This is a genomic window from Thermogemmatispora argillosa (assembly GCF_059696725.1).
The window spans coordinates 5400274-5413181 of sequence record NZ_AP019377.1 but is presented as its reverse complement, the minus strand read 5'-3'; the positions used below and the strand labels follow the sequence as shown (position 1 = coordinate 5413181).

Sequence of the window (12908 nt, the reverse complement as noted above, 5' to 3'; positions counted from 1 at the left end):
CCCTGTGATCTCCTTCACAAACCGCTGGCAGAAGGAAAAGCGCCGGCCCAGCCTTCCCGAAGAGAGGGGATCACAGACACAGACAAAGGAGGCAACACAGAGAAGACAAGACGGCAAACAAGAAAGCGAGTCAGGCGCTGGACAGGGAATCACCAGCCAGCCAACCAACTACCGGCGCCAACCCTCCCCTCTCCAGCGCCGTCACCGAGAGCAAAAGCCTTCCCTCAAGCCTTCAGATTCAAGCCATGTTCGCTTCGCTCGCCAGGCGAGCACGCAGCGCCTGGACGGCCTGCGTCAAGTGAGCCAGGGCAGGCCTGACCTCCTCCCACCGGCGCGTCTTGAGGCCACAATCGGGATTGACCCAGACCTGTTCTGCGGGCAGCACCTCCAGAATACGCAGCAAGCGCTGCTCATACTCACTCACCGAAGGGACATGCGGCGAATGCACATCATAGACGCCGGGCCCGATCTCATTCGGATAGCGATAGCGAACAAAGACATTGAGCAGCTCCAGGCGCGAGCGCGAAGCCTCGATCGAGAGCACATCGGCGTCCATCGCCGCAATAGCCTCAATGATATCCCCGAACTCGGCGTAGCACATGTGCGTATGGATCTGCGTCTCATCGCGTACCGAAGCCGAGACCAAGCGGAAGCAGTCGACAGCCCAATCGAGATAGCTGGCCCACTCCGAACGGCGCAGCGGCAAGCCCTCACGCAAGGCAGGCTCATCGATCTGGATGACGCGGATGCCCGCCGCCTCCAAGTCCTGAACCTCATCATGCAGCGCCAGAGCTAACTGATAACACGTCTCTGCGCGTGGCTGATCGTCGCGCACAAACGACCACTGCATCATCGTCACCGGCCCGGTGAGCATGCCCTTCACGGGGCGCGTTGTCAGCGACTGAGCGAAGGTCGACCACCGCACCGTCATCGGGCCACGGCGACGCACATCGCCATAGATGACCGGAGGGCGCACACAGCGAGAGCCATAGCTCTGGACCCAGCCATTGCGAGTAAAGAGGAAGCCGTCGAGCTGCTCAGCGAAATACTCGACCATGTCGCTCCGCTCGAACTCGCCGTGCACCAGGACATCAAGGCCGATCTCCTCCTGGAAGCGAATGGTACGTTCGATCTCGCCCCGAATGAAAGCCTCATAGCCAGCAGCATCAAGGCGGCCATTCTTGAAGGCCGCGCGTGCGGCCCGCACCTCCTCGGTCTGCGGGAAAGAGCCAATGGTCGTCGTTGGCAAGAGCGGAAGCTGCAACTGTGCCCGCTGCCGCTGGCGCCGCAACGCATAGGGACTCTGCCGCTGCGCGCGCTGAGCCCGCGCCTGGCGCACGCGCTGGGCCACCTCCTCATCATGGATGCGAGGTGAAGTACGCCGACGCTGCAAGGCCTGGCGATTGCGCTCCAGCTCCTCAGCAATGGCCTGCCGCCCCTCGTTGGCAGCGCGCGTCAACAGAACAACCTCCTGCAACTTCTGATTCGCGAAAGCCAGCCACTGCTTGAGTTCCGCATCCAGCTCACTTTCGAGATCAAGATCGACCGGCACATGCAAGAGCGAGCACGAGGGAGCCAGAAGAACCCGCTGAGGACCAAGGCGCTCGACAGCGCGTTCGATGAGTGACAGCGCCTGCTCGAAATCAGTGCGCCAGACGTTGCGCCCATCGACGATGCCGAGCGAGAGCGAGAGAGTCTGCGGCGCCTCGGCCAAGGCCGGCTCAAGCTGATGAGGAGCGCGCACCAGATCAAGATGCACGGCAGCCACAGGCAGATGCAGAACCATAGGCAAGGCAGGGCCGAGGTCCCCGAAGTAGGTCGCCAGCAGCAGGCGCAACTGCGGGGCCGCCTGAGAGAGGCGAGCATAGCTCTGCTCAATGGCCCGCAGAGCCTCCGGCTCAAGGTCCAGCACCAGACACGGCTCATCAAGCTGAACCCAGTCGGCGCCCTCCGCCGCCAAGCGCTGAAGCAACTCCTCATAGACCGGCAGCAGCCGCTCAAGGAGAGTCAGCGGCGAGAGGCCTTCACGGTGCATCTTGCCGAGCAGCAAAAAGGAGACAGGCCCCAGCAGGACCGGGCGGGCCGGAACGCCCAGGGCCCTGGCCTCCTGGAACTCGTCCAGCGGCTTGGTCGAGGCCAGCCTGAAAACGAGCTGCTCTTCAAACTCCGGCACAATATAGTGATAATTAGTATCAAACCACTTGGTCATCTCCATCGGCGGGATCGCCTCACCAGCCGGACCAGCCTCCACGCCGCGAGCCATAGCAAAATAGGTCGAGAGATCGGGCGCTCCCTCATCGCCGCCGCGCAGATAGCGCCGCGGTACCGCCCCCACCACCATCGCCATATCCAGAACGTGATCATAAAGCGAAAAGTCATTGGCCGGGACCTGGTCCAGCCCCAGACCTTGCTGGAGCTGCCAGTGTGCCCGGCGCAGAGTAGCGGCCTGCTCGCGCAGCCCCGCCTCATCCAGCTTCCCCGCCCAGAACTGCTCAAGGGCCCGCTTCAGTTCGCGTCTCGCGCCAATGCGCGGGTAGCCAAGATTGGTAGCCAGCACCATAATCCTGCCTCTTCCTTTCCTCGCATCTGCGCCAGTCCCACTCAGCAGCGGTCAGCGCGGCACACCCACACGCAGGACTCAATCCCACTCGAGCGTCGCCGCCGACCGATACTCAGTGACCCGCGTCTCAAAGAAATTCTTTTCCTTGCTCAGGTCGATGGTCTCGCTCAGCCAGGGGAACGGATGCGGCTCGTGGTAGACCGCAGGCAGGCCGATGCGCTCCAGGCGCCGATCAGCAATGTGGCGCACATAGCGAGCAAAGGCCGGCGCATGCAGGCCCGCAATCCCCTCCGGCAGGCAGTCATAGGCATAGGCAATCTCCAACTCCACCGCCTCCTCAATCAATTCCATAATATGCCGCTCAAACTCTGGTGTCCAGAGGCCAGGATTTTCGGCCTTGATCCCGTTGATCAGGTCAATACCAAAGTTGAGATGAATCGTTTCATCACGCAGAATATACTGGAACTGCTGGCCAATGCCCGTCATGAGATTGCGCCGATGGAAGGAGAGGATCATGGCGAAACCGCTGTAGAAGAAGATGCCTTCCATGATCACATAGTAGCCGATGAGGTTATCCAGAAACTGCTGGGCCTGCTCCGGCTCGGCGGTCGAGAACTGAGGATCAAGGAGGGCAGAGGTCAGCTTCATCTCAAAGGCATCCTTGCGCTGGATGGCCGGGATGCGATGGTACATCGTGAACACTTCACGCTCGTCCAGGCCCAGACTCTCGACAATGTAGAGGAAAGCGTGGGTATGGACCGCCTCCTCAAAGGCCTGCCGCAGGAGGTACTGGCGACACTCGGCATTGGTAATGTGCTTGAAGATGGCCAGAACAAGATTGTTCCCAACCAGGCTTTCGGCGGTGGCGAAAAAGCCGAGATTGCGCAGAATGACCAGGCGCTCTGCCTCGGAGAGGCGATTGCTGCGCCAGAGTTCGATGTCGCTGGCCATAGGGACCTCATTGGGCATCCAATGGTTAGCGCAGCCATTGAGATAGTGCTCCCAAGCCCAGCGATATTTGAGCGGCATGAGCTGATTGACACTCACAGCCGGTCCGTTGATCAGGCGCTTCTCTTCAAGAATGTCTTTTCCATTGATGGCATTTGCCATTGCTATTCACTTCTCCCTCTAGCAAGGGTTCTGGCACCAGACAATGTAGCTACAAGCATTACGGTGTAGCGCCCGTCGCGCCCACGCTCCTGCCCTGGCCAGCAGCCCAGGCGACGACAGGCGGCGACACCAGCGTAGGACAGTCATGCAGTTTGAGAGCCAACAGAGAGAGGCGCGGGCCGCCAGTGAGCGCGCTGAGCAGCGCCGCAGAGCACCGGCAGGCTCCGCCCTGCTTTCCATGGCTGAACCTGTGCTGCCCGGCTTACTGACAGGCTTCGCACTCGTCGTCCAGCGAGCAGGCAGCACCTGGCTGAGTCAGGGGAGGAGCCGCAGAGGCCGACATGCTTGTCTGCTCGCCGCCTTGGTCTATCTGTTGGCGAGCGGGCGAGGAAGAAAGAGGAGCGGCGGGCCCAGCTGAGCCAGCCTCCTTGAAGGCGCCGCGCTTGATCTGAATGGCACTCGACGGGCTGACGCTCTTCATCCACCGCGGCTGAATTCCCCACCGATTAATATCCACTGTAGACTTCTCGACCTGCGTGGCGGCCAGCGTGCGCAGGTAGTAGGTGGTCTTGAGGCCCTTTTTCCAGGCGCGCAGATAGATCTCGTGGAGCTGTTTGCCGCTGGGTGAAGCCAGATAGAGATTGAGCGACTGCCCCATATCGATCCACTTCTGGCGACGGCTGGCGCACTCGATCAGCCAGCGCGGATCGATCTCGAAGGCGGTCAAGTAGCGCTGCTTCAGCTCCTCCGGCACCATTGGCAGCTCCTGCAAGGAGCCATCATAATACTTGAGGGCCTCCAGCATGTCGGCATTCCAGAGGCCAGCGGCCTTCAGGTCGTTGACCAAGAAGGTGTTCACCGTCGTAAACTCGCCCGATAGCGTGCTCTTCACATAGAGGTTCTTGTAGATCGGCTCGATCGAGGGACTGACGCCGACGATCAGGGAGATTGTGGCGGTGGGGGCGATGGCCAGGACGTTGCTATTACGCATGCCATGCTGACGAATGTGGGCCCGGACGAGCTCCCAGTCCATAGTAGTGCTGCGATCCATCTCCAGGGCCTCGCCGCGCTCCTGCTCCAGCAAGGCGATCGTATCGATAGGCAGCAGCCCACGATCCCACTTGGAGCCGCGGTAGCTGGGGTAGGGTCCCCGCTCAGCGGCCAGCTCGCTGGAAGCCAGGATCGCGTAGTATGAGATGGCCTCCATACTGCGATCAGCAAACTCGACGGCTTCCTGCGAGGCATAACTGATGCCTAGCTGGAACAAGGCATCCTGGAAGCCCATCACGCCCAGCCCGACAGGGCGATGGCGCAAGTTGGCCGTGCGCGCCTCTGGCGTTGGATAGTAGTTGATATCAATGACATTGTCGAGCATGCGCATGGCCGTTTGAATGGTTGACCGTAACTTTGCATGGTCAAGCTGACCATTGACCAGGTGGGCTACCAGGTTCAGCGAGCCGAGATTACAGACCGCCGTCTCCTCTTCCGAGGTATTGAGCAAGATCTCCGTGCAGAGATTGCTACTGTGGATGACGCCGGCGTGGTCCTGGGGAGAGCGCACATTGGCCGGATCTTTCCAGGTCAGCCAGGGATGGCCGGTCTCGAAGAGGCGAGTGAGCATCTTGCGCCACAGCTCGACCGCCGGCATGCGCTTCCAGAGACGGATCTTGCCCTCATCAGCCAGCCGCTCGTACTCGCGATAGCGCTCGGCGAAGGCGCGTCCATACAGCTCATGCAGATCAGGGACCTCATCGGGACTGAAGAGGGTCCACTGCTCGCCGCGCTCAACGCGGCGCATAAACTCGTCAGAGATCCAGCAGGCCGTATGCAGATCGTGGGTGCGCCGGCGCTCATCGCCAGTGTTGCGCCGCAAGTCAAGGAAGTCCTCGATGTCCAGATGCCAGTTTTCCAGATAGGCACAGACGGCCCCCTTACGCTTGCCGCCCTGGTTCACGGCGACCGCGGTGTCGTTGACGACCTTGAGGAAAGGGATCACTCCTTGACTGCGGCCATTGGTGCCACGGATATAGGCCCCTAGAGCGCGGACGCGTGTCCAATCGTTCCCCAGACCACCGGCCCACTTCGAGAGCAAGGCATTGTCCTGAATGCACTTAAAGATGTGCCAGAGATCGTCTTTGACCGTTGTCAGGTAGCATGATGAGAGCTGCGGATGGCTGGTGCCGGCGTTGAAGAGCGTCGGAGTGGCCGGCGTGAAATAGAACTGCGAGAGCACCTCGTAGAATTCCGCGACACGCTGCTCTTTCTGCTCCTCATTGAGAGCCAGGCCCATCGCCACGCGCAACCACAGCAACTGCGGCAACTCGAAACGCTGCCCTTCATATTGCAGCAAGTAGCGATCATAGAGCGTTTGCAGTCCAGGGTAGGTAAAGAGCAGGTCGCGCTCAGGGCGAATCAGGGTCGCGATGCGCTCGAGATCGAAGGCCGCCAGGCGGGAATCGAGGAGGCCAGTTTCGATGCCCCGTTGGATATAGCGCGGCAGATAGCGGCGATAAGCGCTCTCCATCTCGGCAAAGGTGCACGGGAGCTGCTCATCAGGTCGGAGCGCCTCGCGATAGAGCGAGAGGAGCAAGATGCGGGCCGTGATGTAGCTGAAGGCCGGCTCTTGCTCAATATGGGCACGCGCCACCAGGAGCAGGGCCTGCCAGAGCTCCGCCTCAGAGAGGCCGGCGCAGAGCGTGGCCTGAACCTCCTCCAGGAGCTGGGCCCGATCGGCACGATCCTCGAAGCCGCGACAGACCTCGGCGAGCACATGCTCGGGGTCAATGGTGACAGGCGTCTCCGAGCGCGTCTGGTTCGCTGAGAAAGCCATGCCGTTTTCCCTCCTTGAGATGAAAAAAGCCTGTTCCCCCGACGGAAACAGGCTGACACGCACAGACAGCCGGGTAGCTGGGCTGTCCGCTGGTCTACCCTTTCACGCGAAGGGATCGAGCCAGATCCCACAGGTGGGCATTCGGGCTTAGCTTCTCCGTCCGTTGCGTTGTCTCAGGTCTTGCTGCTGCCGGTTCATGCAGAGCATGACCGGTTTCCTTTGGTGCGTACGCCGAGCCGTTCTGAAGGCCGCCGCAGGTCTGCCTAGAGCGCCCGTCGACGACGGGCAGGCGGGGCGAGCGACGGTACGGCCACAGTGGAAACCAGGACGGGAAGCTTACCGCTGCGCGACAGCGCCGGATTCTCACCGGACTTCCCCCATGTTTCAGCGATGCCACGACAGCATCGCCCTGTGGGTTTCTTTCTCTCTTTGGTTGCCAAAGAGCAAGCACAAGATATAGGCAGGTACGGGCGGTAAGATACCATATGTTGTGTCGGAAGTCAAGCAGGAAAGGTTGGTTCTTCCCCAGTACTTCTTTCCTGTTTTTCCGACTCAAGCCGAGGCCCCGCTATAGGAGCGAATGGCGAAGCGCCAGAAGAGGCGCGCCACCAGGAAGCTCAGGGCAGCGAGGGTTAGGGTACCCAGCAAGGCCAGCCAGGTCAGGCGAGCGGTCAGGGCCTCAGCGGGAATGGTGACAGCGAAAGCGACGGGCACAATGAACGTGAGGGTAGCTCGGAGCCAGCCGGGATAGAGATCGACCGGCCAGCGCCCGGCCTCGTACATGCTCTCGAAGATGACAAGGATGTTTTCGACGCGCACGTACCAGAAGGAGAGGGTAGCCAGGAAGAGCACAAAGCTATAGACCACGACGGCTCCGGCCAGCAGCGTCAGCGCAAAGGCCAGCAACTGCAGCGGCCCCGGCAAGCCGCCATACCAGAGCGTGGCGGCCACCAGCAGAGCCAGCCCCAAGAGGATGTCCAACAGCTTCCAGACGTCGAGGCGCTGGATACTCACCAGGAGCTGGGCCTCCTCCGGTTTCATGAGCAGGTAGTCCAGGGTGCCCAGGCGTACCTGCTCGATGAGGCGACTCATGCCGGGCGTAATCACCATATTGATGGCGCCGCCGATCAGAAAATAGGTGCCGATGAGCATGAGGAGTTCGGGGGCGTGCCAGCCATTGAGGGTCTGGGTATAGGTAAAGACCACCCTGACGAGAGCCAGAGCAGTGCCTAACTCAATGAGCGACTCCGCCATCTGGAGCCAGAAGTTGGCGCGATAGGCCAGCTCCCCCAAGAGGTTGACGCGGAAGAAGGTAGCCACGAGGCGCAGATAGTGACGCATAACACTTCATCCTCCTACTGCCGTATAGCGTCTGATACCGCGCTGCCAGGTGAAGGCCAGGAGGGCGAGGGCGACCAGCAGCCAGGCCAGCTGAGCGAGCAGGCCGGTAACGATCGCCGACGGAGCCAGGCGATTGACCAGCAGCTCCGCCGGGAAGGCGACCATCCATTGGAACGGTAGCCAGGCAGAGGCCGTCTGCACAGGCGCAGGCAGGAAGGACAAAGGGACGAGCTGCCCCGAGAGGAAGAGCACAACGACCACATAGAGCTGATTGATCACGTTGACCTGGGTCAGCCAGAAGGCCAGCAGGGCCAGGGTCCATTCCAGGATGAAGCGCAGGGCGAAGGCCAGAGCGAGGGCGGGCAGGAAGGCCAGCAGGCTGCCCAGGCTCAGCGTGATCCGGGCGTGGAAGGTGAAGAAGAGGATCAGCGCGACGAGGGCAATGACAGGCAGCATCAGGATCTTGTAGGCCAGGTTGTCGGCCAGGTCGGCGTGAATCGGGTGGATGGGCCGCAAGAGCAGCGGCGAGAACTCGCCTTCGCGCACGCGGCGGCTGAATTCCCAAAATACCCAGGTCTGGGTAGCGTAGTTGACCAGCATGGTAGCGAGAAAATAGGCCGCGAAGCTCGCCGAGTTGTAGCCATTGACTTCTCCTCCTTCGCTGCGGGCCACGGTTGACCAGACGCTGACGGAGACCGCCGGCCCCAGGGCCACCTCAATGAGCCAGATGATGAGGGCGGCCCGGTATTGAAGCTGTTCGGCCAGACATGTTTTGAGTTGCTGGCGGTAGACGGCCAGAAGATGGCGCATGGCTTCAGACTACCTCCTCTTGGGTAAAGATGTGCTCGATGACGGCCTCGATGGGAGGATCCTCGACGCTGAGGTCGATCACCGGCAACTCGCTCAAGAGGCGGGCAGTCACGCGGGCGACCTCGCCTTTGGGAACACGCAGGGTGATCTGGTCCTCGCTCTGACCAATAATTTCGCCGTAGGGGTGCAGATCGGCCGGCTCGTCCAAGCGCAGCACGATCGTCTTGTAAGGCGAGAAGCGCTCGATCAGGCGGCTGAGATCGCCGTCAAAGAGCATCTTCCCGTGATGGATCAGGATCACTCGCCGACAGAGAGCCTCGACATCGGCCATATAATGGCTGGTCAGCAGAACGGTGGCCCCAGTGCGACGATTGTACTCGCGCACAAAATCGCGAATGCGGCGCTGCATAACAACATCGAGGCCGATGGTTGGCTCGTCAAGAAAGAGCACACGCGGGCGATGCAGAAGGCAGGCCGCAATCTCGCATTTCATGCGCTCTCCCAACGAAAGGTTGCGTACAGGCTTCTGCAGCAGCGGCGCGAGTTCGAGCAAATCCGTTAATTCATCGAGCGTCTGGCGATACTGGGCTGACGGAAGACGGTAGATAGCGCGGTTCAGCTCGAAGGAATCACTGACCGGGATATCCCAGATCAATTGCTGGCGCTGTCCCATGACGAGAGCAATCTGACGCAGAAACGAGCGCTCACGGCGCCAGGGAACGTAGCCCAGGACATGGAGCGTGCCAGCGCTGGGATAGAGCAGGCCTGCGAGCATCTTGAGGGTTGTGGTCTTGCCGGCCCCATTGGGGCCGAGAAAGCCGACGATCTCGCCCGGCTCGATGGTAAAGGTCAGGTCATCGACGCCGATCACCTCTTGCACTTGCCGTTGGATGAGACCGCGCAAGGCGGCGCGCAGGCCGGCCTCACGCTCGTAGACGCGGTAGACTTTGCGCAGATGCTCAACGCTGATCGCAGCAGAGCTTGTCATAGTCTGGCTGACTCCTTGGTCAGGGAAGCTGTCCGGTATCCCTGATAGTCGCATTGGTCGCTTGTCTCAGTATAGCGGACAGCGACCACGGGACGTCAATGCGGTCAGGGAGCCGGCGCGGCGCCGTGACGCTGACGCTCCTGCTCCAGGAGGCGAGCCAACCTGGTAGCCAGCCGTTCGATGAGGTGCTCATCGGTGTAGGGATTCAGCAGCACGGCGCGCAGCCAGCGCTTACCCTGGTAGAGCGGGAGCGAAAGGAAGATGCGCTCTTGCTCCAGCAGCGCCGCTTGCAGGCGGGCATTGAGTTCATCGTGGGCGGCGGGGGGCAACCAAGGCGGCTCGGCGCGGAAACAAAGCAGGTTCGTTTCTGGGGGGTGGGCGAAGCGCAGCGCAGGCAGAGAGCGCAGGCGCGCATAAGCCAGCGTAGCGAGCTGACAGGTCTGCTCCACGAGGCGGGCGTAGCCACGCCGACCCAGGTGCTGGAGAGAGAGCCAGAGCTTGAGAATATCACTGTGGCGCGTCCCTTGCAGGCCGATCTCTCCGAGGTTGGGCGGCGAGTTGTCGCTTTCGTCGGTCTGGGGCTCGCGCATGTAGGGAACGGGAATGCGAAAGGCTCGTGTGAACAGTGCTGTGTCGCGCAGGAGCAGCATGGCGCAGGTCTTCGCCACATAGAGCCATTTCTGAGGATTGAAGGTCAGGGAATCGGCCTGCTCGATGCCGGCCAGGCGCTGGCGGAGGTGCTCCGAGAAAATGAGGGCCCCGCCGTAGGCTGCATCGACGTGGAACCAGAGGCCATAGCGGTGGGCCACCGTGGCAATGGCCTCCAACGGATCGATCAGGCCCGCGACGGTGGTGCCGGCGGTCGCGACCACACAGAACGGGCGTTCGCCGCGCGCCTGCGCCTGCTCGATCAGCGTGGGGAGCCTTTGGACATCGAGATGGCCGCCCGCGTCGAGGGGGACGGAAATGACGGCCTGACTGCCAAGCCCAAGGAGCATGGCGGCCTTTTGCAGCGAGGTATGGGCCGCGGCGGAAGCGAAGAGGACCGGACGCGCGTCGAGCGAGCTGAGCGCGCCATCGCTCAGTCCTAGCATATGGTTGCGCGCGATGGCCAGGGCTTCCAGATTGGCCAGGCTGCCGCCGCTCAGGAGGAGGCCGCCGGAGCGCGGCCCCAGGCCGAAGAGCTGCGCCAGCTCGCGCAGCGTCTGCCATTCCAGGCGCGAAAAGAGCGGTGACAGCTCGAAGCTGAGCATATTGTTATTGAGCGCTGCACTCAGCAGGTCCCCCACCAGCGACATGGTCGTCGGCAGTGAGTCCATGTGGCCAATATAGCCGGGGTGAGCTGGATGCAGGGAGGCGGCGATGAGATGGCGCAAGGCGGTTAGCAGCTGTTCCTCTGACAGGCCCTGCAGTGGCAGAGCGGTTGCGGGCAAGTCAGGCTGCGCATCTGGCAAAGGAGGAAGCTCGCCGGCATGAGCAGCGTAGTCAAGGGTAAGACTGAGGGCCTGCTCCAGCAGGGAGGCGACGGCCTGGCGATTACTGCCGTCCGGGGCGATAAAGGCCGAGAGCGGAAGGTCGCTGAGATCCAGCATAGCAGTGATCTGCACTCCTCTCGTATCGTAGGGCATCTGAAAGACAGCGAAGGCTGAGAGGGCCTTCGTCTCTCAGCCTTCTATTCTCCTCCCGGCTTGCCCGGCTGACAAGGCCTGTTCAGCTCAGGAGGCGTGCGTGTGCCGAGCCGCGCGGTGAACGCGGGAGGCTAGCGGGCGATAATTTCGAGCGTGCGCCCGGTGCTGCGGGGGCCGAGCAGGGCCACATCCAGGCAGAGGAGGCCCAGCAGGATAGCCTCACCGGCGAAGACGGCGACTGCTCCCAGCGAGTGGAGGACAGGCAAGGCGACAAAAGGCAGGATCGCGCTCACGAGGCGGCTCAGGCTATAGGCGATGCCGACGGCAGTACCGCGCATGCGCGTCGGGAAAATTTCGGCCTGGTAGATATGGAAAGCGTTGGAGAAGATATTGCTGACGGTGGTGAGCAGGAAGCCGGAGATGACCAGGACGATGGCCGAGGTGGCAAAGCCAAAGCTGAGGCCAAAGAGGGCGATCAGTAAGGCTGAGATGACGATCAGCCATTTGCGCTCGACCCGCTCAACGAGGAAGATGGAGATGAAGGAGCCGAGGGGGTAGCCGAGGAAGCTGAGGGCGACGTAGCTCAGGGAGTTGACGACGCTGAAGCCCTTGGCGGTGAGGACGACCGGGGCCAGGGAGCCGAAGCCGTAGTAGCCGACGGTCTGCAGGATCTGGAAAATCCAGAGCATGATGGTGCGTTTGGCATAGATGCCGCTGAAGATTTCGGCAATGGTGGCCCGCGTCTGGGGTTCGACGACCACTGGCTGCGGCTCGGGTAGCTCCTTCAGGCCGTGTTCGCGCATGACCTGCTCTTCAATGGTGACGAGAGCTGCGTTGGCAGCGGCTTCGTCCTGGCGAATTTCGTACCAGCGCGGCGACTCAGGCAGGTTGCGGCGCAGGAGCCAGACGATGACGGCACCCAGGGAGCCCACGATGAGCAGCCAGCGCCAGCCGTCCAGCCCCAGGAAGCTGCCTTTGACGACGAAGCGCCCGACAAAGCCGGCCAGGGGGACGCCGAAGAAGCCGAGGGTATAGGACCAGGCTGTGTAGCGCCCACGGGCGTGGCGTGGGATCATTTCGCCCATGTAGATGTCGGTGAGGGGCGGCTCCGCTCCCAGGCCGATGCCCGCCAGGAAGCGAAAGATGACTACCCAGATGAAGTTTGGGGCGAAGGCGGCGATGAGAGAGAAGAGAGAGTAGATCAGCAGGTCGATCATGTACATGCTGCGCCGCCCGATGTAGTCCGAAATGATGCCGAGGGCAATGGCGCCGACGAACATGCCGAAGAAGCCTGAGCCGATGACCAGGGCCGTTTCGAGGGTGGAGAGGTGAAAGAGGGGAGCCAGAACGGCGCCTAGCAGACCACCCAGGAAAATATCGTAGAGGTCGAAAAAGGTGCCGATGCCAAGTACAAAGCTGAGCCTGCGGTGGAGCGAGGAAAGGGGCAGGCGATCAATGCGTGAGGCGACCGTGATGCGGGTTTCTGCTGCTTCCATTGGGCGTTTTGCCTCCGTTGCAATGATGATAAGGGTGCGCGTGCTCAGCGCGCTGCGGGCTACTCACCAGGGAGCAGCCCAGGTCGCCCGGCGGTGGGCGCCAGTAGGGGTGCGTTGTCTGACGGGTGTTGTAGGGAGCTGGGCT

The 12908-nt window shown here is 61.7% G+C and carries 8 protein-coding genes; all 8 read right to left on the bottom strand.

Going from position 1 to position 12908, the window contains the following annotated elements; genetic code table 11:
- Positions 1–238 precede the first annotated feature (238 nt).
- Positions 239–2560: a 5-methyltetrahydropteroyltriglutamate--homocysteine S-methyltransferase gene (metE, locus tag AC6H1L_RS21055; protein ID WP_497599415.1), complete on the bottom strand. Its 2322-nt coding sequence runs from the start codon at positions 2558–2560 to the stop codon at positions 239–241.
- A gap of 78 nt (positions 2561–2638) precedes the next feature.
- Complete coding sequence (locus tag AC6H1L_RS21050; RefSeq protein WP_497599414.1) at positions 2639–3670, bottom strand: ribonucleotide-diphosphate reductase subunit beta; 1032 nt, start codon at positions 3668–3670, stop codon at positions 2639–2641.
- 262 nt (positions 3671–3932) lie between these two features.
- Positions 3933–6500: a ribonucleoside-diphosphate reductase subunit alpha gene (locus AC6H1L_RS21045; protein ID WP_497599413.1), complete on the bottom strand. Its 2568-nt coding sequence runs from the start codon at positions 6498–6500 to the stop codon at positions 3933–3935.
- A 552-nt stretch (positions 6501–7052) separates the two neighbouring features.
- Complete coding sequence (locus tag AC6H1L_RS21040; RefSeq protein ID WP_497599412.1) at positions 7053–7841, bottom strand: ABC transporter permease; 789 nt, start codon at positions 7839–7841, stop codon at positions 7053–7055.
- Between the two features lie 6 nt (positions 7842–7847).
- On the bottom strand, positions 7848–8651 hold the full coding sequence (locus tag AC6H1L_RS21035) for an ABC transporter permease (protein WP_497599411.1): 804 nt from the start codon (positions 8649–8651) through the stop codon (positions 7848–7850).
- Positions 8652–8655: 4 nt separating this feature from the next.
- A complete protein-coding gene (locus AC6H1L_RS21030) occupies positions 8656–9639 on the bottom strand; it encodes an ABC transporter ATP-binding protein (RefSeq protein ID WP_497599410.1) in 984 nt (327 codons plus the stop codon).
- Between the two features lie 104 nt (positions 9640–9743).
- The gene (locus AC6H1L_RS21025; protein ID WP_497599409.1) at positions 9744–11267 is read right to left on the bottom strand and encodes a pyridoxal phosphate-dependent decarboxylase family protein; all 1524 of its coding nucleotides are present in this window, start codon (positions 11265–11267) and stop codon (positions 9744–9746) included.
- A gap of 131 nt (positions 11268–11398) precedes the next feature.
- Positions 11399–12763, bottom strand: a complete 1365-nt coding sequence (locus tag AC6H1L_RS21020; RefSeq protein WP_497599408.1) for an MFS transporter — start codon at positions 12761–12763, stop codon at positions 11399–11401.
- Positions 12764–12908 lie beyond the last annotated feature (145 nt).

Coding starts and splice junctions, on each gene's coding strand:
- metE (WP_497599415.1), bottom strand. CDS start 2,560: ATGGTGCTGGCTACCAATCTTGGCTACCCGCGCATTGGCGCGAGACGC.
- AC6H1L_RS21050 (WP_497599414.1), bottom strand. CDS start 3,670: ATGGCAAATGCCATCAATGGAAAAGACATTCTTGAAGAGAAGCGCCTG.
- AC6H1L_RS21045 (WP_497599413.1), bottom strand. CDS start 6,500: ATGGCTTTCTCAGCGAACCAGACGCGCTCGGAGACGCCTGTCACCATT.
- AC6H1L_RS21040 (WP_497599412.1), bottom strand. CDS start 7,841: ATGCGTCACTATCTGCGCCTCGTGGCTACCTTCTTCCGCGTCAACCTC.
- AC6H1L_RS21035 (WP_497599411.1), bottom strand. CDS start 8,651: ATGCGCCATCTTCTGGCCGTCTACCGCCAGCAACTCAAAACATGTCTG.
- AC6H1L_RS21030 (WP_497599410.1), bottom strand. CDS start 9,639: ATGACAAGCTCTGCTGCGATCAGCGTTGAGCATCTGCGCAAAGTCTAC.
- AC6H1L_RS21025 (WP_497599409.1), bottom strand. CDS start 11,267: ATGCCCTACGATACGAGAGGAGTGCAGATCACTGCTATGCTGGATCTC.
- AC6H1L_RS21020 (WP_497599408.1), bottom strand. CDS start 12,763: ATGGAAGCAGCAGAAACCCGCATCACGGTCGCCTCACGCATTGATCGC.